This is a genomic window from Dactylosporangium sp. NPDC051485, assembly GCF_040682015.1.
Classification (GTDB): Bacteria; Actinomycetota; Actinomycetes; order Mycobacteriales; family Micromonosporaceae; genus Dactylosporangium.
In genome coordinates, this window is the sequence record NZ_JBFAZW010000048.1 from 37,840 (window position 1) to 63,698 (window position 25,859).

The window sequence follows — 25,859 nt, forward strand, 5'->3', positions numbered from 1 at the left end:
GTGCCTCCTCGCTGCAACGTGCCGCGGCGAACGCCCACGGTCACGAAAGGAACTACATGCGTCCGCAGAGGGTGAACTTGACGACGGCCGGCGCCGTCGGGTCGGTCAGGTCGACCAGGCGCCACGTCCACGTGCCGGCGAGGCCCAGGTAACGGCCGGCGGTGCCGTAAACCGGGGTGCCGACCCACTTCTGGCCGATGACGTCGCTGCGGTCCATCGACCCGGACGCGACGAGGCTGCCGTCGGCGAAGGTGTACTGCTGCGTGACGTACTGGATGATGTGCCCGTCCGACGCCCGCTTCTCGACCATGCTGTTGACCCCGGCCGCGTCGCCGACCTTCGTCGTGCCGGACGGGTCGTAGACCGAGTCGAAGTAGGTCAGCTGCAGGCCGACCGGGACGTTACGCGGGTCCGGCAGGGGCTTGTTGGCGTCGTGCTTGTCGGTGCGCTCGAAGAGGTCGATGGTCGTGCAGCCGTACTTGCCGTGTCCGGCACCTGGAGCCGTCGCCTCGGCGGAAGAGGCGGCGAAGGCGACGCCACCGATCACGCTGACGGTCACCACGGCGGCGGACAGGGCGAGCGGGCGGCTCGGTTTGCCGAGGCGCATAAGGCCTTCCCTTCTGGTCGGGGTCGTACCGGCCCGAACGGCCGGCGCGACCCTGGAAGGTCATGCTTGGCCAGCCCGCTAAAGCGACCCTTGCGCCGCGGAGGCGTCGGAGCGGAAACGGTTGATGCGGGAAAGGTGGCGGGCGCGCAGCTGCGGGTCGCGCACGCCCAGGCCCTCCCGCGGCGCCAGGCACAGCACGCCGACCTTGCCCTGGTGGCGGTTCTGGTGCACGTCGTGCGCGGCCTGGCCGGCCTCCGCGAGCGGGTACGTGCGCGACAGCGTCGGATGGATCGCCCCCCGCGCGATGAGCCGGTTGGCCGCGGCCGCCTCGGCGTAGTTGGCGAAGTGCGAGCCGATGATCCGCTTGACGTGCATCCACAGGTACCGGTTGTCGAAGTGGTGCTGGTAGCCGGTGGTGGAGGCGCAGGTGACGACGGTGCCGCCGCGGCGGGCCACGTAGACGCTGGCGCCGAACGTGTCCCGGCCCGGGTGCTCGAAGACGATGTCCGGGTCGTGGCCGCCGGTGAGCTCGCGGATGGCCTGCCCGAGGCGGCGCCATCCGGCCACGCTCGGGGTGTGCTCGTCCTCCCAGAAGCGCAGGTCCCCGGCGGTGCGGTCGATGACGAGCTCGGCGCCCATCCGGCGGCACAGCTCGGCCTTCGCGGGGGAGGAGACCACGCAGATCGGTACGGCGCCGCCGTTGAGCGCGAGCTGGGTGGCGTACGAGCCGAGGCCGCCGCTGGCGCCCCAGATCAGGATGTGGTCGCCCTGCTTCATGCGGGCCCCGTTCTTGGAGACCAGCTGCCGGTAGGCGGTCGAGTTGACCAGCCCGGGCGCGGCCGCCTCCTCCCACGACAGGTGCGCGGGCTTGGGCATCAGCTGGTTGGTCTTCACCAGCGCGAGCTCGGCCAGGCCGCCGAAATTGGTCTCGTACCCCCAGATGCGCTGCTGCGGGTCCAGCAGGGTGTCGTCGTGCCCGGCCGGGTCCTCCAGCTCCACCGAGAGGCAGTGGGCGACCACCTCCTGCCCGGGCTTCCACAGGTGCACGCCCGGCCCGGTGCGCAGCACCACGCCGGCGAGGTCGGAGCCGACGACGTGGTACGGCAGGTCGTGCCGGGCGGCGAGGGGCGAGGTTCTGCCGTACCGGCGCAGGAAGGAGAACGTCGAGACGGGCTCGAAGATGGACGTCCACACCGTGTTGTAGTTGATGGCCGAGGCCATCACGGCGACGAGCGCCTCACCCGGCCCGACCTCCGGCGTGCGCGCCTCGACCATGCGCAGGGACTTGCGCGGGTCCTTGTCGCGCGTGCGCATGCCGGCGAACATCTCCTGCTCTGCGGCGAGCACGGCCATGCCGCGGTACGTCTCGGGGACCGGCATCCCGGCCAGCTCCCCGCCCCGGTCGGCGAGGATCGCGTCGCGAATCTCCTGCATTGTCGGCACCCTTTCCGCGGCCTCAGGCCGGCACCACGATTGCGCTGATCACGAGCCCGTCGCGGCTCGCCCAGCGGCCGTCCAGCCGGTGCAGCGGCGGGGTGTCCACCGGCCAAGGCACCAGCAGCCGGGCGGTGAACGTCCGCCCCGCGGGGTCGATGAGGATCTCGGCGTCCTCGAAGCCCAGCCACGCGCCGGTCAGCGGGAACCAGGCCTTGTAGACGGACTCCTTGGCGCTGAACAGCAGCCGGTCCCAGTGCGTCGCCGGTGCGTCGGTGGCGAGCCGGCGGACCATCTCGCGCTCGGCCGGCCGGCCCACGGACTCGAGCACGCCGGCGGGCAGCGGCGCGTTCGGCTCCGCGTCGATGCCGATCGAGCGGATGTCGCGGCGCCGGGCGACGGCGGCCGCGCGGTACCCGTCGCAGTGGGTCATGCTGCCGACGATCCCGGGCGGCCAGCCGGGCGCGCCGCGCTCACCCGGCAGGATGGGCACCGGCGCCACGCCCAGGTGGGCCAGGGCCGATCGTGCGCAGGCCCGCACGGTGGTGAACTCGCGGCGCCGCTTGCCGACGGCCCGCGCGACGAACGGCTCCTCCTGCGGGAGCAGCGGTTCGGCGAGGTCCGCCGCCGTCTCCCGGACCGTTACCGACTCCGGCACGAGGTCCCGCAGCGGGGTCATCGGCGCGGGGGGCGGGCCCGCAGCAGGCGCAGCGCGGCGCCCAGGGCCAACCGCTGCGCCGGGAGCGCCCGCCGCGCGTGCAGCACCGCCCAGACCGACCACAGCCGGGTCTCGGTGATGTGGCCGGGGGAGCCGTGGGTGTCGTCGTGTTCCAGAAGATGCGCCTCACGGACCCGGGAGCGGACCAGTTCGGCCTCGGCGGGCGGGATGATCTCGTCGCGGGCGCTCTTCATGTAGTACACCGGAATCTCCAGCGCCCGCAGCTGCTCATCGGTGAGGGCCCACTTGTCCAGCTGCCCGGCGACGTCGTCGCGCCCGGTGCGGGTCAGGTGGGCCAGGGTGTCCATGGTGAGCCGGGGGACCGTGCGCAGCCAGGCGCGGTCGGTGAAGAAGCCGCGCACCGGCGCGCCGGCGGTCACGACGGCGCGGATGCGCGGGTCGTCCAGGGCGCAGCGCATGGCGAGGTGGCCGCTGAAGCTCAGGGCGAGCGCATACGTCCGCGACACGTCGGCCCGGCCGGCCACCGCGTCGAGGACGGTGCTCAGCATGCGCCAGCTGTCCGGGGTGTACGGCAACGAGTTCTCCCCGACGCCCGGCATCTCGGTGACCACGCCGGCCATGCCGAGGCGCGTCACCGCGGAGAGGATCGGCGCCCACTGCTCCTTGATGCTCACGATGCCGCCGGTGATCAGCAGCAGCGGGCGCGGCTTGGCGGCCGACAGCCCGGCTGCCCAGCCGCGCACCTGCCCGCCGTCGACCGCGATCCGCTCGATGCCCGGCCCGCGCCACCGGTCGAAGGCGGCCACGCACCGCCGCAGCGCGTCGGAACGGGCGGGGCCGTCGACGAACGGGAAGCGGCCCATGTTGTAGCACTGGGCGGCCTCCAGGTGCTTGCCCCGTTCCTCCAGCGCGGCGCCGGCCCGCGTCCACTCGATCGCCCACGAGCCCTCGGCGCCGTCCTCGTCGTTGTCGACGCGGGCGAGCACGTCCCGGTAGCCGGCGATGTTCTGGGCGCGGGCGTGGGTGACGGCGAACTCCTTGAGCTCGGCGACGTCGTTCATGCGGCGACGCCCGCCTCGACGGGCGCGAACGCCTCCAGCGACTCCTTGATGCCGGCCAGGACGTCGGCCGCCTCGGCGCCGTCGATGACACGGTGGTCGAAGGCCAGGCTGAGCCGCATCGTCGGGGCGATGAGCACCACGCCGTCGCGGGCCACCGGGCGGTCGAGGATCCGCCCCATGCCGAGCGTCACGGTGGTGCCGCCGACGGAGTGGAACGAGTCCACCGGGCGGTGCCCGAGCGAGGTGACCGCGAACGTGCCCATCAGCTCGGCCCGGCGGCGGAGCGTTCGGTTGGCCATCCGCGCGGCCAGCCGGCCCAGCCAGATCGGCATCCGGTGCAGGGCGCGCACCTTGGCAAGCTCCGGCATCGTCGCCGGATCGCCGTCGCGGAAGTGCTCCAGCCGCCGCTGGATGTCCTCCAGCGGGGCGGTGTCCAGGCCGGGCAGGACCGTGGTCAGCACGACGCGGCGCCCGTCGAGGGTCTTGTCGAAGGTGACCTTGCCGGCCACCCGCTCGTAGCGGGCCACCTTCGGGCGCCGGCCGCCGCCGATCGCGGCGTTGGCCTCGGGATGTGCGGCCAGCACCCGGGCGGCGCAGTAGAGCAGGTAGGTCACGGGGGAGACGGGCCGGCCCGCCGCCCGGCCGGCGGCCCGGTGCGCGACCACGCGGGCCATGTCGACCTCGGTGTCGAGGAAGACCGGCGCGATCGCGCGGGCCTGCTCCAGGAAGAACAGGGTGTGCCGGCGCTGCGGGGCGAGCGGGGCGACGCTGTGCCCGTTGTTCGCGGCCCCTCCGCTGCGCTCCGGACCGCTCATGCCGCCGCTCGCTCGTGCAGCTCCTGCAGGCTCTGCGCCTCCAGCAGCTCCGGCAGGGAGATGGGCCGGCCGATGCGCTGCTCGAGGATGGTCAGCAGCCACAGCAGGTGGACGGAGTCCCATCCGGGCAGCTCGTCGAGCCGGCGCCCGAGGTCCGCGCGGGACACCTCCAGGCTCAGCTCGTCGCGGAGCAGGCCGACGAAGTCGTCAACGTCCACCAGCTTGTCCCTTCCGGGGTAGGGGTACCGGCGCCCACCATCGACCGGTCCGCTTAAGCGGCGCTTACTCCGCGACGCGGGTGCGGCCGGTCCAGCGGAAGACGATCGGCACGTCCACCGGACGGGCGGCCGGGTCGCGTTCGAAGTGCTCGTAGCCGTTGAGGTGCGGCACCTTGATCTTCTCGTCGGTGTGCGGGACCTGGCGGGCGCGCAGCTCGGCCGGGAAATGCGCCGGGCCGCCCTCCAGGATCGCCTCGACGAGCTCCACCGGGTCGTTGTCGAGATCGGGGACGTGAACCATCGCATGGCCTCCTCTGCGGGGCATGACAGCGGCTTGGGTTCGCCCGTGGCGCGGCCGACCGCGGTGGCGGCGGCACCCTCGGCAGCTGTGACGTTATGCACAGCCCAGGGGGCGGCCAACCCTTAGCGGCCCCCTAACCACCGTTGATAGGGGCCGTTCCCGGGTATGCCGGCGCGCGCGCCGAGGCGATGCTAGGTATCACCGCCCGCGGAAAGGAACGCCGACGTCATGACCCAGCTGACCAGCGCCCAGCAGACCTGGATCCGCCGGTTCCACCCGGCGCCCGGCGCGGCCGTCCGGCTGGTGTGCTTCGCGCACGCCGGCGGCTCGGCGAGCTTCTTCGTCCCGGTCTCGGCCCGGATGGCGCCCGCGATCGACGTCTTCGCGCTGCAGTACCCCGGGCGCCAGGACCGGCGGGCCGAGCCGAACATCGACAGCATCGCCCGCCTGGCCGACGCCGCGTTCGACGCGCTCGAAGGGCTGCTCGACCGGCCGACCGCCTTCTTCGGGCACAGCATGGGCGCGGTGCTCGCCTACGAGGTGGCGCTGCGCTTCGAGGCGGCCGGCGGGGCGCCGCTGCTGCGCCTCTACGCCTCGGGGCGGCGGGCGCCGTCGCGGTACCGCGAGGAGTCCCTGCACCAGCAGGGCGAGCAGAGCATCGTCGCCGAGCTGCGCCAGCTGGACGGCACCGGCGGCGAGCTGCTCGACGACCCCGACACGCTCGCCATGATCATGCCGGCGATCCGCAACGACTACCGGGCGATCGAGACGTACCGGCACACGCCCGGCCAGGCGCTGTCGTGCCCGGTCACCGCCATCATCGGCGACCGCGACCCGAGGGTCTCCGCCGCCGAGGCGCGGGCCTGGGCCGACCACACCGCCGGCCCGTTCGACCTGCGCGTGTTTCCCGGCGGCCACTTCTACCTGGTCGACCAGAGCTCCCGGCTCATCCAGCTGATCCGCGAGGACCTGACGGCCGCGGCGGCGAGCAAAGCCTGAGGAGGCCGGCCCGCGGCGGGGCAGCCCGCGCGCAGGGCGCCGGCCGTCCCGCGCGGCCCGGGAAAGCCGGCGAGCCGGGCGCGGGGCGCTGGCCGCATGCGAGGCCCGGGAAGGTCGGCGAGCCGGTCGTGCAGGGCGTCGGCCGCGGTGTGAGGCCCGGGAAAGCCGGCCAGCCGGTCGCTGGCCGCGTGTGAGGACCGGAAGATCGCCGCTCGTGTGAGGCCCGGGAAGGCCGGAGGGCCGGGCGCGCAGGCTCAGCGGCCCCGCAGCAGGTGCTTCTGCACCTTGCCCATCGCGTTGCGCGGCAGGTCCGGCACGATGCGCACCTGGCTGGGCCGCTTCTGCGGGGCCAGCATCCGCGCCACGAAGTCGATGAGCTCCTGCGGCCCGACCCCCTCGGCGCACACGTAGGCGATCACCCGCGCACCCCCGTCGCGGTGCGGCACCCCCACCACCGCCGCCTCCCGCACCGCCGGGTGGGCCAGCAGGGTGTCCTCCACCTCGCCGGCGCCGATGCGCAGCCCTCCGGCGGTGAGGATGATGTCGGTCGGCACCCGCCCCACGATGCGGTGCCAGCCGTCCGGCCCGATGCTCGCCGCGTCGCCGGTGCGGAACCACCCGTCGGCCGTGTAGGCGGGGTCGCCGGGCGGGCGGTTGAGGTACCCCCCGAACAGCATCGGCCCGCGCACGCACAGCTCCCCGATGGTCTGGTCGTCGCATGGGATCGTGGTGCCGTCCTCGGCCGCGAGGCGGGTCTGCACGCCCCGCAGCGGGGTGCCGGCGAACCCCGGCCGCCGCTCGCCCAGCGCCCGCCCGCCGACGGTCACCAGCGTCTCGGTCATGCCGTAGGCCTCCACCGGCCGGTGCCCGGTCAGCGCGGCCAGCCGGTTGAAGACGGTGACCGGCAGGGCCGCGTCGGCGGACACCAGCAGCCGGGCGCCGCGAAGGGCGCGGGCCGAGGCCGGGTCGGCGCAGATCTGCGTCCAGATCTGGGGCAGGCCGAGGTACATGGTGCCGTCGGCGGCCGCGTAGTGCTTCGAGCCGGGCCGGCCGGTGTGGCGCAGGCGGCAGCCCACCCGCAGCGGGCCGAGCAGCCCCGCCACGAGGCCCTGCAGCCGGGCCAGCGACAGCCCGTGCACGACCACGTCGCCGGCCGTCCAGGCCCACGCGTCGGCCAGCGCGTCCATCTCGGCGGCGAGCGCCGCCCGGGAGATGACCACGCCCTTGGGCACGCCGGTGGTGCCGCCGGTGTAGAGCACCAGCGCGGGGCCGGACGCTGGCGGCTCGGGGTGGCTGCAGGCCGAGCGGCGGCGCAGATCGACGGCGACCGCCGGGATGCGGGGGTCGATCGGCTCGGCCCGGGTGGACAGCAGCATCCGGGCCCCGGAGTCGCCGAGGATGTGCTGGCGCTGGCGGAGGTCGGCCTCGGCCGGCACGGGCACGGCCGTCACCCCGGCGATGAGCGCCGCCACCACGGCCACCACCGACTCGATGCTGGGCGTGGCGTCGATGGCCACCATGTCGGCGCCCCGGATCTCGTCGGCCACGGCGGTCGCGCACAGCAGCAGCTGCTCGCGGGACATTTGCCGATCCACGACCCGGACGGCGTCGGGTCGGTCGTCGCCTGCTCCGAGGAGGCCGGAGAGTAGGGCAGGCACTCGCGTCTCCTAGGGCTACCCGGCGTCATGTACTGGGCGGAACGGGCAAATTCCGCCGAAGATAGGGCGATTCTACAGCGAATGCCGTCAATGTGTAGTCGCCTGGCTACACTCCGGGCGGCCAGCCGACGACGTCGGAGTTGAGCCGGAGCGGGAGGTCGGCCCGGCTGTTGATGTTCAGCTTGCGGTACACCCTGGTCAGGTGCTGCTCGACGGTGCTCACGGTGACGTAGAGCTTGTCGGAGATCTGCCGGTTGGTGTGTCCCTGCGCGGCGAGCACCGCCACCCGCCGCTCGGCGTCGCTGAGTTCGCTCACCGTCTCCTCGACGGGGGTGGGCGGGGCCGGCGGGGCGCTGCCCAACGGGTCGGCCGCCGGGTCCAGGCCGCCGAGGAACGCCCCGCACATCTTCGCCAGCTCCCGGGCCCGCCTCCGGGTGACCCGGGCCTGCCCGAGGTTGCCGTCGTCCTGCTGGGCCTGGCTCAGGTCGGTGAGCGCGTAGGCCAGTTCGAGCCGGTCCCCGCAGGACTGCAGCGCGGTCACCGCCCGCTGCAGCAGCTCGGTGCGGCGCGGGTCGCCCGTCGCGGCCAGGATGCGCAGCGAGATCGCCCGGGTCCGCACGTGCCCCGGCTGGAGCCGGCGCAGCTGCTCCACGATCAGGTCGTGGGCCTCGCGGGGGCGGCCGAGGGCCAGGTGCGTCTCGGCGGCCTCGCCCCACCACGGTACGAAGGCCGGAATCTCCGCCTCCCAGGCGGTCATCAGCTCGCCGATGGTCTGGAAGTCGGCCAGGGCGGCCGAGTGCCGGCCGGTGGTGCGGAAGTAGCGGCCCCGGGCCTGCAGGTAGTGCAGCCCGATCGGGGTCTGGAACAGCGCATCGGGCACCGGCATGCGCAGGTGGGTCACGGCGTCGTCGTAGCGGCCCATCGCGGTGCAGGCGTGCAGCAGCGTCGACAGCGGCGCCCCGATGGCCACGCCCCAGGCCTTGGGCGGGATGACGGCCAGGGCGGCCCGCGCGTAGTCCTCGGCGACGCGCAGGTCGCCCTGGCGCAGCGCGATCTCGGCCCGCAGGGCGGCCAGCACCGCATGCCAGGTCGGCGCCCGGCGCCCCTCGGCCTCGTGCAGCAGCGCGTCGCAGCGCTGCGCGGCCATGCCGAGCTGGTCGCCGTAGACGAGCGCGGCCAGCGCCACCCCGATCGGGCCGATGGTGCGCTCGTCGAGGCGGCTGCCGTGCAGGATCTGCTCCGCCTCGGCCACGCAGCGCGCCGTCGGGCCGCGGGTGAGCACCTCGACCAGCAGGTAGCCGGCCTGCAGCCGGGTGGTCGCCGGGCCGGTTGCCGGGCAGACGTCGGTGCGGCCCGCGCCCGGGTAGGCGCAGGCGGTCCACAGCCGGGACAGGCTCAGGCCCTCGATCGACTCGGCGTCGAGCCGGTCGGCGCTGCGCCCGACGATGTCGAGCAGCGCCACGGCCTTGTCCACCCGCCCGAACCACAGCAGCCAGTCGACCACGCTCAGCGCGTCGCGCCCGGTGAGGTGCCCGGCCCGCACGTAGCCGGCCAGGTCGGTCAGGTGCCGGGCGGTGCGCTGCGGGTTGAGCCGCCACTCGGCCCGGGCGAGCGCGGCCTCGCTCACCGCCCGCTGCGCCTCGTCGCCGCCGATCTGGTGGGCCAGGCGCAGGAAGCTGATCGCGGCGTTCACGTCCCCGATGGCCAGGGCGTGGTCGGCCGCCTCGTGCAGCACCGGCGGGATCCACGGGTCCTCGACGAAGTCGGCGAGCAGCAGGTGCCGGGCCACCACCACGGCCGGGGCGGCGTCGCTGTTGAGCAGCCGCGCGGCCCGCAGGTGCATGGCCGCGCGCTCCTCCGGCACCATCCCGTCGAGCACCGCGGCCCGGGCGGCCGGGTGGCGGAACTGCCCGTCGTCGAGGAAGCCGGCCGCGTTGAGCGCCTCGACCGCCCGCTGGGCAAGCTCGGGCTCCACGTCGGCCAGCCGGCCCAGCAGCGGCATCGAGGCCGGCTCGTCCAGCACGGCCAGCGCGCGGGCCACCTTCAGGAGGGTGAATTCGCAGCGGTACAGGCAGATCACCAACGCCTGGGCGAAGCCGGCCCCGACGACCAGGTGGCCGGGGGCGGCCCCGCGGTCGCCGGTCGAGTCGGCGATCAGCCCGCGCAGCAGCGACGGGTTGCCGCCGGTGATGCGGTGGCAGTCGGCGGCCAGCGTGCGGGTCGCGGCCGTGCGCGGCGTCGGGGCCAGCACCTGCTGTACCCCGGTCCGCGACAGCGGTCCCAGCCTGATCCGCGTGGTGCGCGGCTCGTGCAGCAGCTCGGCGTGGAAGGCCGGGTGCACCGGGACCAGCCGGGTGGCCTCGTTGCAGACCACCAGCACCCGGGCCTGGCGCAGCCTGCGCACCAGGTACGACAGCCACTGCAGCGAGGCGCCGTCGACGTAGTGCACGTCGTCGAGCACCACGACGAGCGGGTGCTGCTCGGCCAGCTGCAGCATGGCCAGGCACAGGCCCTGCAGGACGTGCGCGGAGACCTCGCCGCCGGTCTCGCCGTCCCCGTCGTTGATCATCGAGGAGAAGGCCCCGTCGTCGAGCAGCCGCGACACGCGCTCGCTGCCCTCCGGGCTCAGGTCGCAGTGCCGGAACAGCTGGCCCACCACGCCGAGGGACAGGGTCCGCTCGGCGCGGGAGCCGACCGCCCGCAGCACCCGGGCCCTCGACCCCACCACGTGGTCGGCGAAGGCCTGCAGCAGCGCGGTCTTGCCACTGCCCACCGGGCCGGAGACCAGCACCAGCTGGCCCCGGCCGGCGAGCGCCTCCTCGAACCGGTCGGCCATCGCCGCCAGCTCCGCCTCGCGTTCGACGAGGAGGCCCACCCCCGCACGGGCCGACGTCATCGCACCAAAGCCTCCGTCACAGCGGAATGTTCCCGTGGTGACCCCGGCCGGCCGGGGCGCCGGCGAGCGCCTCGGCGACGCGCAGCCGGGTGGTGGCGGGATCGATCACCTCGTCGACCAGGCCGAGCGCCACGCCGCGGGCCACGCCGCCCGAGGTGCGCTCGTGCTCGGCCATCAGCCGGGCCAGCACCTCGGCCTGGGCCGGCCCCTCGGCCGCGGCCAGCGCCTTGCGGTGCAGCACCCGGACGGCCGCCTCGGCGCCCATCACGGCCACCTCGGCCTGCGGCCAGGCCAGCACCGCGCTCGCGCCCAGCGACCGGGAGTTCATGGCGATGTAGGCGCCGCCGTAGGACTTGCGGGTCACCAGGGTCACCCGCGGCACGACCGACTCGGCGAAGGCATAGAGCAGCTTGGCGCCCCGGCGGACCACGCCGTCCCACTCCTCCTTGACGCCCGGGAGGTACCCCGGAACGTCCACGACAACGAGCAGCGGCACGCCGAACGAGTCGCTCATCCGCACGAACCGGGCCGCCTTCTCCGCGGTCAGCGAGTCCAGGCAGCCGCCCCGGCGCAGCGGGTTGTTGGCCAGCACGCCGACGGTGCGCCCGCCGAGCCGGCCGAAGCCGGTCACCATGGCGGCGGCCCACTTCGGCTGCAACTCCTCGAACTCGTCCGGCCCGTCCAGGATCGCCCGCACCAGCGGGCGCACGTCGTAGGCCCGGCGGGACCGGTCGGGCAGCAGCGCGGCGAGGTCGACCGGCTCCCGCAGCCCGTCCAGCGCGAAGTGGCCGGGCCGCTGCAACAGCCCGACCAGCCGCCGGGCCCGGCCCAGCGCGTCGTCCTCGGACTCGGCCACGATGTGGGCCACGCCCGAGCGACGGCCGTGCGCCTCGGTGCCGCCGAGCCCCTCCATGTCGATCTGCTCGCCGGTGACGCTGCGCACGACGTCCGGGCCGGTGATGAAGAGCCGCCCGGCCGGCGCCATGATGACGACGTCGGTGAGCGCGGGCCCGTAGGCGGCGGCGCCGGCGGCCGGGCCGAGCACGACCGAGATCTGCGGCACCCGGCCCGAGGCGCGGGTCATCGCGGCGAACATCCGGCCGACGCCGTCCATGGACTGGATGCCCTCGGTCAGCTTGGCGCCGGCCGAGTGCCACAGGCCCACCACCGGGCAGCGGTCCCGCACGGCCGCGTCGATCGCCTCCACGATGTGCTCGGCGGCCGCGTGGCCGATGGCGCCGCCGCGCTTGGTGGCGTCGGTGCAGTACGCGACCACCTTCACGCCGTCGATGCGCCCTCGCGCGGTGATGATGCCCTCGGCGGGGTCGGCGTGCAGCGCGGTCAGCGTCCCCTCGTCGAGCAGCCGCTCCAGCCGGTCCCGGGCCTCCGGTGCCTTCGGTCTGACCGCGACTTCCGGCTGGACCACGGCTTCCTTGACCGCCATGGCCGGCAGCGTCACGGCCAGCCTGATGTGCGCCGCGGGGGAGGGGATGGCGGCCAGGTCGTGCCGGAAGGGACTGCCGGCCGCGAAGCCGTTGCGCGGGTAGAAGTCGGCCACCTTGCCGTTGCGCGCGGTCGCCCGGTAGTCCGCCGTCACCGCGGCCGCGCCGGTGTCGCGGGCCCACCGCAGCACCTCGGCCAGGCAGCTCGACTCGATGCCGCGAGAGAACACCCGGCAGCTCAGCAGGAAGTTCTCGATGTGCAGCCGGTCGCCCTCGCGGCGGGTCATGATCGCGCCGACCAGCCCGTGGTCGCCGAAGCGGTCCCGGGAGCGGATGGTGAGCACCGGGGCGGCCGCGTCGCCCAGCCGGGCGCGGACCTCGTCCGGCTGCAGGCGCTGCCCGGCGAGGTGGAACTGGTTGGTGCGCAGGGTCAGCTGGGACACCCGGGCCACGTCGGCCTCCTCCATCGGGCGCAGGTCGACCTCCAGCCCCAGGGCGCCGAGGTATTCGTCGAGGGAGGCGAAGGCGTCGAGGAAGTCCTTGCGGGCGAGCTCCTCGCGGTACCGGTCGGTGCGGACCCGGTCCTCGTCGGTCAGCTCCCGGGTGTCGAACCACCCGTCGCGGACCAGCTTGAGCACGTGCGTCGCCGGATCCTCGTCGACCGCCACCACCGCGACCTGGGGGAGCTCCTGGCGGATCAGGCCGCACTCATAGGAGCTGTCGTCGACGAAGACGACGCTGTCCAGGCCGATGTTGAGGTCCGTGGCCAGCTCGGCCAGGTTTTCGTGCTTCGGTCGCCAGTTGGCCACCACCCGCACGAAGTCCTCCTCCCGCAGTGTCATGTCGGGATGCCCGCTCAGCACCGACCGTACCTCGGAGGCATCGTTCTTGCTCACTGCGGCGAGCAGCACACCCTGTGACGTGATCTGCTTGACGACCCGCTGGAAGGCCTTGTACGCCTCGCCCCGGTAGCTGCCCGCCACCTCGATGCCGTCGGCGCCGTCCTCGCCGAGGATGCCGCCCCACGTCGTGTTGTCCAGGTCCAGGGCCAGGCACTTGCGGGTCCGCCCGACCAGGTGCCGGGCCAGGTGGCCGACCTCGCGGGCGTACTCCACCAGCAGCTCGGCCGACAGGTGCGCCTTGGCGTACACCCGGTGCCGCGGCTCGCTCACCGCGACCGGCCCGCTCAGCAGCGGGTCGAGGTCGAGCACGACCAGGCCCGGGAAGGTCTCCGGCAGCCGCAGCAGCCGCGCGTTGGCCTCCCGCCAGACCGCGCCGAGCCGGGAGCGGGACCGGTGGTCGAGCAGCTGCGCGGTGAGCTCGCGGGGCAGCGGGAGCGTGTTGAGGACCAGCACTCCCCGCTGGGCCTGCTGGAAGGTCGCGGCCAGCCCGGCCAGCAGCTCGAGCTTCTCGGCCAGGACCCGTTCCACGTCCTCGACCCGCCAGGGCACCGGCACCTCGTCGAAGACGACGGCCGGGTCGAGCACGCACAGCACGACGTCGGGCTCGGCCGCGTACAGCGCGCTGCCCGGCTCGGCCAGGTCGAGCACGTAGCCGTCGAACTGCCCGGCGACGGCCCGGCACAGCACGCCGTGCCGGGCCAGCTGCGCGGTGAGCGCCGGCACCAGGCCGGCCAGGGTCCCGTGCCCGGTCACCGCGACGGTCAGCGCCGGCAGGCCTGGGTGTTGCGCCAGCACGTCCTCGGCGCTCAGCCGCGACAGCAGGGTGCCGGCGCGTATCAGCTCGCCGGTGGACAGCCCGTCGAGCAGCCGGCCGATGCGGGGGAACTCCCCGGCGAGGCGGCCGGAGCGGTGCAGGTCGAGTAGGAGGGATCCCGGCTCCTGGGCGGGGCTCCCGGTTTCGCGCGTGAGCGTGGTCATCGGTTCTCGAACCCTCTACTCCGGCAAGTGATATACCGTAATCGATGTATCGCGCGCCTCTAAAGGCGGCCTTGCGCCGCTATGCGGCGGCGTCGACCTCAAGCCGCTCGTCCGCCCGAAGGATTGCCGCGTGCAGTTGCTGCAACGCCCGGCTGGGCTCCAGCCCCAATTCCTCGTTGAGCGTCCGGCGGGCGGTGTGGAACACCCGCAGGGCGTCGGCCTGCCGCTCCGAGCGGCACAGCCCGAGCATCAGCTGGCGATAGAACGTCTCGCGCAGCGGGTACTCCCCGATGAGCGTGAACAGCCAGCCGACCAGCTCCCGGTGCAGCCCCAGGTGCAGCTGGGAGTCGATGAGCGACTCGATGCACTCCAGCCGCGCCTCCTCCAGCCACGTCACGAAGCTGGTGGTGACCGGCCCGCTCACCGCGTCGCCGAGCACCGGGCCGCGCCACAGCCGCAGGGCCTCGCCGAACGCGTGCGCGGCCGGCCGGTGCCGCCCGCCGCGCAGGTGGGTCCGGCCCTCCTGCATGAGCGCCTGCAGGTCGTTGACGTCGAAGCCGGCCGCGCCCAGCCGGAACACGTAGCCTGGCGGCCGGGTCACGATCGGGCTGTCGCCCTGCGGGTCGACGCCCAGCAGCTTGCGCAGCTTGGAGATGTACACGTGCACCGCCGCGATCGCGCGGTCCGGCGCGCAGCCGCCCCAGATCTCGGCGATGACCTCCTCGGTCGACACCACCTGGTTCGCGCGGATGAGCAGCAGGGCCAGCAGTACCTCGATCTTGCGAGCGGCTATCGACCGGGTGCCCTCGTCGTTGGTTATCCGTAACGGCCCGAGAATTTCATACCGCATATGCGGCCTCCGATCCGTGCGCCCCGTATTCGCCCCACGCAGAATCGCAATCCCGGTGTCATTTTGTGTCTCAGGTTTGCCGATTCCGAATTCACGAATTGTGTGATTCGATCCTATCGACGGCACCCCTACGCCGATAACCCCTATCCCGTACCCCTGCTCCCCTATCGGACAAAATCACTGTTCGGCAGTGATGCGGGCCCGAGGGCCACACCGAATGATCATTCGCTTATATGTTTACAAGAAATTGACGTTATTCAGTTGATGATGTCGAACTCTCCCCATCCCGCGCCGAGCGGCACGGGGGAGAGGAAGGTGGCCAGCGGGTGCCCGGGCCGGAAGCCGCCGGCGTGCGGGTAAGCGACCAGCGTCCCGTCCGCCCGCACCGCCAGCATGTCGGGCCGCCCGTCGCCGCTCACGTCGGCGATCGCCACGATCCGGTGCCCGGCCGCCACCTGGATGACCGGGTGCCAGCGCGGCGAGTCCCCGGCAAGGCCGACCTCGAAGGCCGCGAGCAGCCCGTTGGCCCGGCTGACGACGAGGTCGAGCCGGCCGTCGCCGGTCACGTCGGCCATGCCGATGAGGTAGTCGGTGCGGGCCACCTGGGCCAGCACCTCGGGCGCCCGCAACCGCGGCCGCCCGGCCACGATCTCGGTGCGCAGCACGTCGACGACGGGGCTGCCGGCCCGGCGGGCCACGATGCCGACCCGGCCGTCGCCGTCCACGTCGGCCACGGCCAGCGAGTGATAGGCCCCGCGGGACAGGTCGCAACCCAGGTCGAGCGGGCCGTCCAGCACGAGGCCGCCGTCCGGGCCGGGCGCGCCCGGGTACAGCACGCACCGCCCGCCCGGCGTCACCGCGACGAGGTCGGTGCCCCCGCCGCCGGTGAAGTCGCCGATGCCCAGCCACTCCACCGACCGCGGCCCGAACCGGTCGCTGATCAGCAGCGCCTCGGCGTAGGTCTTCGGCCCGTCGAGCGCGCCCCGGTGACGGAAGTGCAGCAGTTCGCCGGTGTAGTAGTTGCGCACGACGAGATCGGACCGGCTCATGGTGGCTCCTAAGGCAACAGAGGAAACTCGACGCGGGCCAGTGCAGGGAAGATCGCGCGCATCGGCCGCGGCACCCCCCGCCGGCGCCACTCGCGCGGGTAACCCAGCGACACCTCTTCGAAGCGCACGCCGTCGTGCCAGGTGGTCCGGGGGATGTGCAGGTGGCCGTAGACCACCGCCGCGGCCCGGAAGCGCAGGTGCCAGTCGGCGGTCAGCTCGGTGCCGCACCACTGGGCGAACTCCGGGTAGTACAGGACGTCGGTCGGCTGGCGCACGAGCGGGTAGTGGTTCACCAGCACGGTCGGCCGGTCGGGGTCGCACGCGGCGAGCCGGCGCTCGCTCAGCTCGACCCGCGCCCGGCACCAGTCGTCGGCGCCCGCGTAGGGGTCGGCGTGCAGCAGCATCTCGTCGGTGCAGACCACCCCGGCGGCGTGCGCGCGGCGCAGCGACTCCTCCTTGGTGTGCACCCCGCGGACGCGGAACGAGTAGTCGTACAGCGTGAACAGCGGCGCGATCGTCACCGGCCCGCCGGCGCCGTCCCAGACCGCGTAGTCGTCCTCGGGGGTGAGGATGCCCAGCCGGCGGCACAGCCCGACCAGCGCCTCGTAGCGGGCCACCCCGCGCAGCTGCACCGGGTCGTCGGGCGGCGTCCACAGCTCGTGGTTGCCGGGCGCCCAGATGACCCGCGCGAAGCGGTCCCGCAGCAGGGTCAGCGCCCACTCGATGTCGGCGAAGAACTCCCCGACGTCGCCGGCCACGATGAGCCAGTCGTCCTCGCGGGCGGGCCGCAGCCCCTCGACGACCTGGCGATTCTCGGCGTACACGACGTGCAGGTCGCTCACCGCGTACAGCGATCCGGACGCCATCGGCACGCCCCCCTAACGGCCCCTCGGTCCCGTCACCGTATGCCGGGTCCCGAGCGGCCGGACACCCGTAACGCACCCCTAATGCGTAGGGTTGAGGCATGACCCGGACCAACAGGGCGATCGTGCACACCGAGTTCGGCGACGCATCGGTGCTGCGGGAGCTCACCCGCGAAGTGACCGACCCCGGCCCGGGCGAGGTCCGCGTGCGCGTGGCCGTCTCCGGCGTCAACCCCACCGACTGGAAGCAGCGCACCGGCGCCACGGCCACCTCGGACGTGCCCGCCGGCGGCGCGGTGCCCAACCAGGACGGGGCCGGCGTCGTCGACGCGGTCGGCCCGGGGGTGAGCGGCCTGGCCGAGGGCGACCGGGTGTGGCTCATGCTCGCCGCCTACCAGCGCCCCGGCAGCGGCACCGCGCAGCAGTACACCGTCGTGCCGGCCGAGCGCGCGGTGCCGTTGCCCGACGGGGTCGGCTTCGCGGCCGGCGCGTGCCTCGGGGTGCCCGCGCTGACCGCCCACCGCGCGCTCACCGTGCACGACGGTGCCCCCGCGCGGCTCGCCCCGGGCGCGCTGGCCGGCGTCAACGTGCTCGTCGCCGGCGGCGCGGGTGCGGTCGGCAACGCCGCGATCCAGCTCGCCGTCTGGGCCGGGGCGTCGGTTGTGGCCACGGTCAGCGGGCCGGAGAAGGCGGCGCTGGCCCGGGCCGCCGGCGCCGGTCGGGTGGTCCGCTACACCGACCCGGACGCGGCCGAGCAGATCCGCGACGCGTTCCCCGGCGGCGCCGACGTCGTCGTGGAGGTGGCCGCCGCCCACAACGCCGAGCTCGACCTCGCCGTGCTGCGCCCCGGCGGCACCGTCGCCGTCTACGCCAACGACGGGCGGGGCGGGCCGCTGGCCCTGGACGTGCGCCGCAACATGGTGCTCAACACGCGGTACCAGTTCGTCCTGCTGTACACCGTGCGCCCGGAAGCCCTCGCGGACGGCGCCGCGGCCGTCAACGCCGCCCTGGCCGGCGGCGGACTGCGCTTCGGCGCCGAAGCCGGCGTCCCCCTGCACGTCTACTCGCTGTCGGAGACCGCCGCCGCCCACGCCGCCGTCGAGTCCGGCACGGTCGGCAAGGTCCTCATCGAGGTCGCCTCGGACATCTGAGTCCGCCCTGGAGCGCCCGCGCACGCAATGGACGCGAAGGCGGGCTCGCAGTGCGTTCGCAGCGGGCATTCAGGTGGAATTCAGGCACCCGCCGACCTAAGACACACTTAAGGTACCGCTGGGTATCGCCTGTTCGGTCAGCCATTCCTGCTGAATGGATTACTCGCCGTTTCTTGATGTTCATCTCCCGCATGTCCGGCGTGCGTACAGGAACGCGTGGCGCGTCATCGCCGAAATCGACTGTCAGCACGGTGGCCTGCGCGCCGGTAGGAGCCACAGCTGCCCGGCGCGTAGGTACGGAACATTCGGGGAGGAATGTCCACATGTTGCCGCCACGGTTCATTTTCCTGGCGATCGTCACACCCGACGATGACGAGTCTGTTGCGGACCGGCAACAGCAGACCGCATGGATGCTGTGCTCGCCCAACAACCGGATCCTCGGCCGCGGGGAGCGCACGTTCGACACCGAGGCGCAGTGCCGCGAGGCCGTGCTCGGCGTGGTGCGCGCGGCCGACCGGCTCAACGCGGTCTCGACGGCGCTCGGGACCAGCGGGCACTGGGTGTGGCGGGTCGAGATCGACGGTTCGCCGGTCGCGGTTTCGCACCGCTCATACCTGCGGGCCCGCGAGTGTCAGTACAACGTCGGGCGGTTCCTGGCCGCGCTGCCGGCGGCGCTGCTGACCGACGGCCGCCGCCTGCTGCGCGAGGCGCCCCGGGCGGTCGAACGGCTGACCCGGGGCCCCGCCGAGACTGCGCCCGCGAGGCGCGACCCGGCCTGGCGCGTGGCCTAGGGAAAGGCCTGCGCGGCACCCGGGGAAAGCATGGCGCGTCGCCCGGGGAAAGCCGAAACAAATAACTGAATGATGCAGCCAGCGCGGTGACCGAAATGGTGACCGCGCCGATTCAGGCTGCCCCGGAAGGTGCTCGGGAAATGCTTCATTCGTCGTTCATGATTCGACTCCCGATATTTGGTTCGAGCCTGCCAGCGTCCCTTGCGCATCCATTCGTGGCTGCAAGGCGGAATGTCAGCAACTCGCAGCTTCAGTGAGGCAGAGCAGAAGGGCTCGGAATGAGAAGACTCAGCAAGGCCGGCCTCGGGATCCTGGGGGTCACGGCCCTCATGCTCACCCAGGCCACCCCGGCGCACGCTGACCACGCGCCCGAGGCCGTGGACGTTGTCGGCGTTGGCTCGGACACCATCCAGTACGCCGCCAACTTCCTGGCTGACGGCGACTACCTGGGCAACCCGGGCTACAACTCCTCCGGCGGCCGCGTCATCAACGTCGACGCGACTGGCGACGCCAGCGGCAAGCTGACTAACGGCGCGACCGTCGTGCTGCGGGCCGGCACCGTGCCGGTGACCCGCCCCAACGGCACCGGCGGCGGCGTCAGCTTCCTGAACAACAGCGACAAGGGCGCGACGCACAAGGTGCAGTACGTCCGCATGTCGCGCCCGCCGTCGAAGGGCGAGGACGACGCGGCCGTCGCCAACGGCTGGGGTGGCCTGCACTGCTACCAGATGGCGCTGGACGGCCTGAAGATCGCCGTGTCGAACCTGACCGCGAGCAACGCCGGCACCAACGGCATCAGCAAGGCCGACCTGGTCCAGATCTACTCGGCGACCGGCTCCATCCGCACCTGGGGCCAGGTCACCGGCTGGAACGGCCCCTCCGCCGCGTCCAGCACGCCGATCGTGCCGGTCCTGCCGCCGTCGACCTCGGGCACCGAGCAGTTCTTCATCCAGCAGCTCGGCCTGAGCGAGGCCCAGGTCCGCGCCGACGTGACCCGGGCCGAGGAGCACGACCCGGCCGCCGTCCAGAGCAACGCGAACGCCATCGCGCCGTTCTCGACGGCCCGCCAGATCATGATCCACAACGGCTACTTCAACGGCGGCACCGCTCCGTCGACCGACCCGGTGAAGCTGGTGGGCGGCTTCAGCGTGACCCGTCCCGTGTACATCGTCGTGCGCCAGAGCGAGATCAACACGAAGTGGAACAAGGACCTGTTCGCCCCGAACGGGTTCCTGTCGCAGTCGTTCCTCGCCCAGCCGCTGATCGAGGACGCGGCCGGCTTCACCTACCAGTACGCCGACGCCGGCCTCTGCCACACGGCCTGACGTCGGTCGCACCACCAGTAACAGGCACGACCGCACGTATCGCAACCCCGGCCGGCGTCGCCGGCCGGTTCCACACCGAAGGGAGCCCCAAGTGGGCATTCGCTCGAGGTCGTTGATGGTCGGGGCGGCCGCTCTGGTCGTCGCGGCCGGCGTTCTCGTGAACGGGGGCAGCGCGTTCGCGGCCACCATCACGCCGCCGTTCGAGCCGGACCCGAGCGTGAGCGGCGCGCTCACGCTCTACAACGCGGCCGGCCAGGTCATCACCGGCGGTAACGTGGCCGACAGCCCGATCGTCGCCTACGCGCAGGCGGATGGCATCGGGCGTCCCGGGGACAACCGGGCGTTCCTGCGGGTGGCCACGCCGAAGGCCAACACCTCGCCGGACCAGTTCGTCAGCGGCCTGCTGACGAGCGCGCAGAACTTCCCGAACCCGAACGCCCCGGCGCCGCTGAACACCTCGGCCAACGCGGTCGCGACCGGCATCGCCGGCGTGCCCTCGCTGGCGAGCTACATCGCGTCGAACCCGAACACCGAGACGGCCGCGAACCTGGCGAACATCTACCAGCTGCGGCTCATCACCACGGCGGCGGGCCAGCCGCAGAACATCAACTACTACCGGGTCGACATCCAGGTGAACCCCGCCGCGGGCACGTGGTCGGTCGTCTACCCGGGCACCAAGACCAACACGGCCACCACGCTGACGGCCAGCCCGAACAGCCCGGCCAACCACGGCTCGCAGGTCACGCTGACCGCGAAGGTGACCCCGACCGGCACCGCCGGCTCGGTCCACATCTTCGACGGCAGCAACGACCTCGGCGCCGCGACCTACAACGCCGCGACCGGCACCGCCACCCTGGCGACCACCCCGGCCGACGGCAACCACACCTTCACGGCGAAGTTCACCCCGGCCGACACCGACTCGTTCAACGCGTCGCAGTCGTCCGACCTCACCTACACGGTGAACCCGGCCGGTACGCCGACCACCACCACCCTGTCGGTCACGCCGCCCAGCGGCGGGTCCGCGGGTAGCGGCGGCACGCTCGACGTGAACCTGTCGGCCCAGGTGGCCCCGGTCGGCACCGCCGGCTCGGTCCACTTCTTCGACGGGACCACCGACCTGGGTGCGGGCAACTACACCGCCGCGACCGGGACGGCCACGCTGACGACGAGCCTCGCCATCGGCAACCACCTGCTCATCGCGACCTTCACGCCGAGCGTCGGCGGCTTCCAGTCGTCGTCCTCGTCGATCATCAACTACGCCGTTGTGGGCAGCAACTCGGCCGCGATCCCGGTCCAGGCCCAGAACGACACCCAGCCGTTCGCGGGCGCCCTGTCGCTGCAGGTCGCCTCGGGCACGGCCGTGCACCTGGCCCAGGTGCCGGTGACCGACCCGAACGGCCACCCGGCGCAGGCGACCGACCCGACGGGTCACCGCCACGCCTGGGTGTTCACCGGTTCGCTCTCCGGCGTGTCGGTCAACGACACCCGCCCGACGCAGGACGGCTGGACCCTCAACGGCCAGGCCGCTGACTTCACCAACGGCGGCACCACCGTTTCGGCCAGCAACCTGGGCTGGACGCCGGCCCTCGCCACCGGCGGCGACGCCGAGGGCACGCTGGGCGCCGGCACCGCGGTCGACTCGAAGCTCAAGACGGCGGGTAGCGACGGTCTGCACACCAGCAGCCTGTTCGCCCACGCCGGCGCGGGCAACGGCCTGGGCACCCAGAACCTCAGCGCCTCCCTGGAGCTGCGGATTCCGGACACGTCCCCGACCGGTCTGTACCAGAGCACGCTCACGCTGACCCTGGTCAGCCCCTGACGCGGATGACCCCGCGCTAGCACCACAAACGCCAGGTCGGCCGGGTTTCCGGCCGGCCTGGCTCCCAGCATCTGCGGTTGCCAGAGAACGGAACCCAACTATGAAGACAGCCCGCACGTACCTCGCCCTCCTGGCCGCGACCGTCGCCGCGTTCCTACTGGCCACCGGCGCCCCCGCGCGCGCCGAGCCCGCCGACGACGGCAACCGGGCGTGGTCCGTGCGGCCCGGGACCGCCGACGGCAAGCCCGACCGGCGCACCCACTACACGCTGCAGGGCGACCTGGGCAAGAAGGTGCAGGAGATGGTGCTCATCACCAACTCCAGCAAGGTGAAGGCGTCGTTCCTCGTCTACGGCACCGACGCGTTCAACACCGACACCGGCGCGTTCGACCTGCTCCCGGCGGCGACCAAGCCCACCAACATCGGCTCGTGGATGAAGTTCGCCAGCCCGACCATCGACATCGATGCCGGAGCGACCGTCGCGGTGCCCTTCATCATCGACGTGCCGGCCGGCGCCACGCCCGGCGACCACGCCGGCGGCGTCGTGGTGTCGCTGGCCACCAACGGCACCGACGTCAAGCTGGACACGCGCGTGGCGGTCCGGGTGTACCTCAGGATCGCCGGAATGCTGCGCCCGACGCTCGAGGCGCAGAAGGTCCAGGCGTCGTACGCCGGGGTCAGCAACCCGATCGGCAAGGGCGGCGTCGACGTGACCTACACGGTCGTCAACACCGGCAACATCCGGCTGGCCAGCCACGCGAAGATCAACGTGACGTCGGCCGTCTTCGGCACCCGTCTCGGCGGCGAGACCAAGAAAGATCTGATGGAGCTGCTGCCCGGCGAGCGCGTGACGTACACCGCGCACGTCGACGGCGTCTTCCCGGCCGGCCCGATCGACGCCAACATCATCCTCGAGCCCTACGCCGACCCCGACCAGCCGGTCGGCCAGCAGATCGCCGCGGCCAAGACGTCGGTGACCATCTGGGCCGTGCCGTGGCTGATCACGCTGCTGATCGTGGTCGTCCTCGTGGGCCTGGCGGTCCTCATCGGCATGCGCTTCGGCCGGCCCCGCCCGGGCAAGGGCAAGGGGGGCGGCGGCGCGCCGAAGAAGCCCACCCCGCCGACCCCGCCCGCCCCGGCCAAGCCGGCGGAGACCCCGAAGCGCGCCCAGCGCCCCGTCCGGGACATGCCGAACGTTGGCCGCCCCGGCAAGCCGGAGAAGAAGCCGGTCACGACGGTCGTCGAGGCGGCCAAGTGACCCGGCGGCTGCGCACCGGCGCGGCCGTCGTGGCGGTCACCGCCCTCGCCCTGCTGTCCGCGTGCGGGGGCGGGCACCAGGACCGCGCGCCGTACCACGACTCCCGCTCCACCGGCGCGATCGTGCTCTACGGCGCCGACGACAAGGCGAAGACCACCGGCAAGCTGTCCGACAAGCCGTTCGTGGCCAAGGCGGTGAGCCAGGTCGCCGCGCCCACCCCCTACGACGGGGACGGGCGCAAGGCGACGCTGCTGGCCTTCCAGCCGCGCGAGGGCGTCGACCCGTCGCTGTGGGCGGGCACGTTCCTCACCGGCGCGAGCACCTACGACGACAAGGCCCACCCGACGGTGCAGGCGCCGGCCGAGGGGCTTTCGCTGCGGGAGTACATCGAGAAGTACCCCACCCGCTGGAACGGCCTCGTGCAGCTGCGGATGTATCTCGGCGTGCCCAACGAGCCGACGCTGAACAGCTCCTACTCCACCGCCGACCTCAAGATCGAGGGCGACACGTGGACGCTGGTGGCCACGAGCGCCCAGGCGGCCGGCCGGGCCCCGCGCGCGGGCGGCCTCGGCCTCGCGATCGGCGCGCCCCGCCGCGACGGCGGGGTGCCGATCGTCGCCAGCGTGCCCGGCAGCCCCGCACCGACCACGACCACGGCCACACCCACGGCCACGACCACCACCACCCCGAGCTCCCCGGGCGGCGACCTGCCGCGCACGGGCCTCAACATCCTGCTCATTGCCGGTGTCGGCGTCGGCCTGGTGGCGCTGGGCGCCTCGGTGCTCGTCGCCGCCCGCCGCCGCAACGAGCGCGCTGGGAGCCGTTCATGACACACGCCGCCGAAACACAGCAGTTCCCGACCCAGGGGGACTTCGTGCCACCGGGTGGCTATCCGCCCCCGCCCCCGCCGCCGCAGTACGCCCCGACGGCCGCCTTCGCGGCACCAATCGCCGACCGGCCGCAGCCGGCCTCGCTCGACGCGCGGGCCATCTCGGCCTGGTTCGGCACGCGCAAGGTGCTCGACCGGGTGTCGCTCACCATGCAGGCCGGCGAGGTCACCGCGCTGATCGGGCCGTCGGGCTGTGGCAAGTCGACGTTCCTGCGCATCCTCAACCGGATGCACGAGCTGGTGCCCTCGGCCCAGCTCGCCGGCGAGGTGCTGCTCGACGGCCAGGACATCTACGCCGCCGGCCGGCGCATCACCGAGGCCCGCCGGGACATCGGCATGGTGTTCCAGAAGCCCAACCCGTTCCCGACGATGAGCATCTACAACAACGTGATCGCCGGGCTCAAGCTGACCGGCAAGCGGGCCGGCCGGGCCGAGAAGGACTACCTGGTCGAGGAGTGCCTGACCAAGGCCGGCCTGTGGCGGGAGGTGGCGGACCGGCTCAACCAGCCCGGCGGTGCGCTCTCCGGCGGCCAGCAGCAGCGGCTGTGCATTGCCCGTTCGCTCGCCGTACGCCCGCGGATCCTGCTCATGGACGAGCCCTGCTCCGCCCTGGACCCGACCTCGACCCGGGTCATCGAGGAGACGATCTCGGAGCTCGCGGCCGAGGTCACCATCATCATCGTCACGCACAACATGCAGCAGGCCAACCGGGTCTCCGACCAGTGCGCGTTCTTCCTGGCCGAGCAGGGCCAGCCGGGCGTGATCGTCGAGTACGGCCCGACCGAAGCCATGTTCGGCGACCCGCAGGACCCGCGCACCGCCGACTACGTCCACGGCCGGTTCGGATGAGCGCCCCGCAGGAGACCGAGGCGGCCCGGGAGATGCCGGCCCCGGGCGACGCGCCGCGCAAGCTGGTCAACCGGCCGGCGCCGGCCGACCGGGTGTTCCGGGTCGGCAGCACCGGCGTGGGCCTGTTCGTGCTCGTCCTGTTCGGCGCGATCGGCTTCATGCTGGCCCTCTCGGCGGTGCCGACCTTCCGGCGGTACGGCTGGAGCTTCTTCACCGAGCACGACTGGCAGCCGGAGCGCGACCAGGTCGGCATGTCCGAGGTGCTGCTGGGCACGTTCCTGGTCGCCTTCGTCGCCCTGGTGGTCGCCTTCCCGCTGGCGCTGACCAGCGCGCTCTACATCAGCGAGTACGCGCCGGCGAAGCTGCGCGGCGCGCTGGTGGCGGTGGTCGACCTCATGGCCGCGGTGCCCAGCATCGTCTTCGGGCTGTGGGGCCTGTTCATGTTGGCCCCCTACCTGCAGGACGTCGCGCACTGGATCCACCAGAACCTCGGGTTCATCCCGATCTTCGACGTGGACACCGATCCGAACGCGCCGCTGCTGGAGTTGTCGAAGTACACCGGCTCGGTCTTCATCGCCGGCGTCGCGGTGGCGATGATGGCGATCCCGATCGCCTGCTCGGTCATGCGGGAGGTCTTCGCGCAGGCGCCGATCGGCGAGCGGGAGGCGGCGCTGGCCCTCGGCGCCACCCGGTGGGGCATGGTGCGCACGGTCGTGCTGCCCTTCGGCCGCGGCGGCATCATCGGCGGGACCATGCTGGCCCTCGGCCGAGCGCTCGGCGAGACGGTGGCGGTGCTGCTCATCATCCAGCCGATCTTCGACCTGAAGATCAAGATCCTGGAGGGCGGCGGCATCACGGTCTCCTCGCTCATCGCCAACCGCTTCGGCGAGGCCACCTCCATGCAGCTCTCGGCGCTGCTCACCGCGGGCCTGGTGCTGTTCGTCATCACGGTGATCATCAACACGATCGCCTCGGTCATCGTCAGCCGCAGCCGCAGCGGCGCGGCGACCGAGATCTGAGCGGGG

At 73.0% G+C, this 25,859-nt stretch carries 22 protein-coding genes and 1 pseudogene; 9 read left to right on the forward strand and 14 right to left on the reverse strand.

The window, feature by feature from the left end:
- Nucleotides 1-52 precede the first annotated feature (52 nt).
- The 7 genes from AB0M46_RS25915 to AB0M46_RS25945 all read right to left on the reverse strand — a co-directional run bounded on the left by AB0M46_RS25915 (nucleotide 53) and on the right by AB0M46_RS25945 (nucleotide 5,115).
- Nucleotides 53-607, reverse strand: coding sequence for a hypothetical protein (locus AB0M46_RS25915; RefSeq protein ID WP_363339830.1), 555 nt, complete (start codon nucleotides 605-607; stop codon nucleotides 53-55).
- Between the two features lie 78 nt (nucleotides 608-685).
- Complete coding sequence (ccrA, locus tag AB0M46_RS25920; protein ID WP_363339832.1) at nucleotides 686-2,041, reverse strand: crotonyl-CoA carboxylase/reductase; 1,356 nt, start codon at nucleotides 2,039-2,041, stop codon at nucleotides 686-688.
- A 22-nt stretch (nucleotides 2,042-2,063) separates the two neighbouring features.
- Nucleotides 2,064-2,720 carry a 4'-phosphopantetheinyl transferase superfamily protein gene (locus AB0M46_RS25925; RefSeq protein WP_363339834.1) on the reverse strand — a complete coding sequence of 219 codons (657 nt, stop codon included), beginning with the start codon at nucleotides 2,718-2,720 and terminating at the stop codon, nucleotides 2,064-2,066.
- On the reverse strand, nucleotides 2,717-3,781 hold the full coding sequence (locus AB0M46_RS25930; protein WP_363339836.1) for an alpha/beta hydrolase: 1,065 nt from the start codon (nucleotides 3,779-3,781) through the stop codon (nucleotides 2,717-2,719). The genes AB0M46_RS25925 and AB0M46_RS25930 overlap by 4 nt, the downstream gene beginning before the upstream one ends.
- Nucleotides 3,778-4,596, reverse strand: a complete 819-nt coding sequence (locus AB0M46_RS25935; protein ID WP_363339838.1) for a 2-oxo acid dehydrogenase subunit E2 — start codon at nucleotides 4,594-4,596, stop codon at nucleotides 3,778-3,780. The genes AB0M46_RS25930 and AB0M46_RS25935 overlap by 4 nt, the downstream gene beginning before the upstream one ends.
- Nucleotides 4,593-4,814, reverse strand: a complete 222-nt coding sequence (locus AB0M46_RS25940) for an acyl carrier protein (protein ID WP_344613119.1) — start codon at nucleotides 4,812-4,814, stop codon at nucleotides 4,593-4,595. The genes AB0M46_RS25935 and AB0M46_RS25940 overlap by 4 nt, the downstream gene beginning before the upstream one ends.
- Nucleotides 4,815-4,878: 64 nt before the next feature.
- Nucleotides 4,879-5,115 (reverse strand): DUF5988 family protein, encoded by a 237-nt coding sequence (locus tag AB0M46_RS25945; protein WP_363339840.1) that lies wholly within the window; start codon nucleotides 5,113-5,115, stop codon nucleotides 4,879-4,881.
- 228 nt (nucleotides 5,116-5,343) lie between these two features.
- On the opposite strand from AB0M46_RS25945, the gene AB0M46_RS25950 reads away from it, so the two are divergent.
- Complete coding sequence (locus AB0M46_RS25950; RefSeq protein ID WP_363339842.1) at nucleotides 5,344-6,114, forward strand: alpha/beta fold hydrolase; 771 nt, start codon at nucleotides 5,344-5,346, stop codon at nucleotides 6,112-6,114.
- Between the two features lie 254 nt (nucleotides 6,115-6,368).
- Here the strand turns inward: AB0M46_RS25950 and AB0M46_RS25955 are convergent, their stop codons facing one another.
- The 7 genes and pseudogenes from AB0M46_RS25955 to AB0M46_RS25985 all read right to left on the reverse strand — a co-directional run bounded on the left by AB0M46_RS25955 (nucleotide 6,369) and on the right by AB0M46_RS25985 (nucleotide 16,755).
- Nucleotides 6,369-7,772: an AMP-binding protein gene (locus AB0M46_RS25955; RefSeq protein WP_363339844.1), complete on the reverse strand. Its 1,404-nt coding sequence runs from the start codon at nucleotides 7,770-7,772 to the stop codon at nucleotides 6,369-6,371.
- Between the two features lie 106 nt (nucleotides 7,773-7,878).
- Nucleotides 7,879-10,668, reverse strand: coding sequence for an AAA family ATPase (locus AB0M46_RS25960; RefSeq protein ID WP_363339846.1), 2,790 nt, complete (start codon nucleotides 10,666-10,668; stop codon nucleotides 7,879-7,881).
- Between the two features lie 16 nt (nucleotides 10,669-10,684).
- Entirely contained in the window at nucleotides 10,685-12,112 is a 1,428-nt protein-coding gene (locus AB0M46_RS25965) for a carboxyl transferase domain-containing protein (protein ID WP_363339889.1), read from the reverse strand.
- A gap of 93 nt (nucleotides 12,113-12,205) precedes the next feature.
- Nucleotides 12,206-13,990 (reverse strand): annotated as a pseudogene (locus tag AB0M46_RS25970) (HAD-IIIC family phosphatase); the annotation flags it as partial.
- Between the two features lie 79 nt (nucleotides 13,991-14,069).
- Entirely contained in the window at nucleotides 14,070-14,840 is a 771-nt protein-coding gene (locus tag AB0M46_RS25975) for an AfsR/SARP family transcriptional regulator (protein ID WP_363339848.1), read from the reverse strand.
- Nucleotides 14,841-15,097: 257 nt separating this feature from the next.
- A complete protein-coding gene (locus AB0M46_RS25980; RefSeq protein ID WP_363339850.1) occupies nucleotides 15,098-15,889 on the reverse strand; it encodes an FG-GAP-like repeat-containing protein in 792 nt (263 codons plus the stop codon).
- A gap of 8 nt (nucleotides 15,890-15,897) precedes the next feature.
- Complete coding sequence (locus AB0M46_RS25985) at nucleotides 15,898-16,755, reverse strand: metallophosphoesterase (protein ID WP_363339852.1); 858 nt, start codon at nucleotides 16,753-16,755, stop codon at nucleotides 15,898-15,900.
- A 98-nt stretch (nucleotides 16,756-16,853) separates the two neighbouring features.
- Between AB0M46_RS25985 and AB0M46_RS25990 the strand changes: the two genes are divergently transcribed.
- The 8 genes from AB0M46_RS25990 (at nucleotide 16,854) to pstC (ending at nucleotide 25,853) form a co-directional block, all read left to right on the forward strand.
- Complete coding sequence (locus AB0M46_RS25990; RefSeq protein WP_363339854.1) at nucleotides 16,854-17,903, forward strand: NADPH:quinone reductase; 1,050 nt, start codon at nucleotides 16,854-16,856, stop codon at nucleotides 17,901-17,903.
- A gap of 323 nt (nucleotides 17,904-18,226) precedes the next feature.
- The gene (locus AB0M46_RS25995; protein ID WP_363339856.1) at nucleotides 18,227-18,694 is read left to right on the forward strand and encodes a hypothetical protein; all 468 of its coding nucleotides are present in this window, start codon (nucleotides 18,227-18,229) and stop codon (nucleotides 18,692-18,694) included.
- Nucleotides 18,695-18,972: 278 nt separating this feature from the next.
- On the forward strand, nucleotides 18,973-20,019 hold the full coding sequence (locus tag AB0M46_RS26000; protein ID WP_363339858.1) for a substrate-binding domain-containing protein: 1,047 nt from the start codon (nucleotides 18,973-18,975) through the stop codon (nucleotides 20,017-20,019).
- Nucleotides 20,020-20,110: 91 nt separating this feature from the next.
- A complete protein-coding gene (locus tag AB0M46_RS26005) occupies nucleotides 20,111-21,838 on the forward strand; it encodes an Ig-like domain-containing protein (RefSeq protein ID WP_363339860.1) in 1,728 nt (575 codons plus the stop codon).
- Nucleotides 21,839-21,938: 100 nt separating this feature from the next.
- Nucleotides 21,939-23,096 (forward strand): DUF916 domain-containing protein, encoded by a 1,158-nt coding sequence (locus AB0M46_RS26010; RefSeq protein ID WP_363339863.1) that lies wholly within the window; start codon nucleotides 21,939-21,941, stop codon nucleotides 23,094-23,096.
- A complete protein-coding gene (locus AB0M46_RS26015) occupies nucleotides 23,093-23,926 on the forward strand; it encodes a hypothetical protein (RefSeq protein WP_363339865.1) in 834 nt (277 codons plus the stop codon). Before AB0M46_RS26010 ends, AB0M46_RS26015 begins: the two co-directional genes overlap by 4 nt.
- On the forward strand, nucleotides 23,923-24,834 hold the full coding sequence (locus tag AB0M46_RS26020; protein ID WP_363339867.1) for a phosphate ABC transporter ATP-binding protein: 912 nt from the start codon (nucleotides 23,923-23,925) through the stop codon (nucleotides 24,832-24,834). Before AB0M46_RS26015 ends, AB0M46_RS26020 begins: the two co-directional genes overlap by 4 nt.
- Nucleotides 24,831-25,853, forward strand: coding sequence for a phosphate ABC transporter permease subunit PstC (pstC, locus tag AB0M46_RS26025; RefSeq protein WP_363339869.1), 1,023 nt, complete (start codon nucleotides 24,831-24,833; stop codon nucleotides 25,851-25,853). Before AB0M46_RS26020 ends, pstC begins: the two co-directional genes overlap by 4 nt.
- The last annotated feature ends 6 nt before the right edge of the window (nucleotides 25,854-25,859 follow it).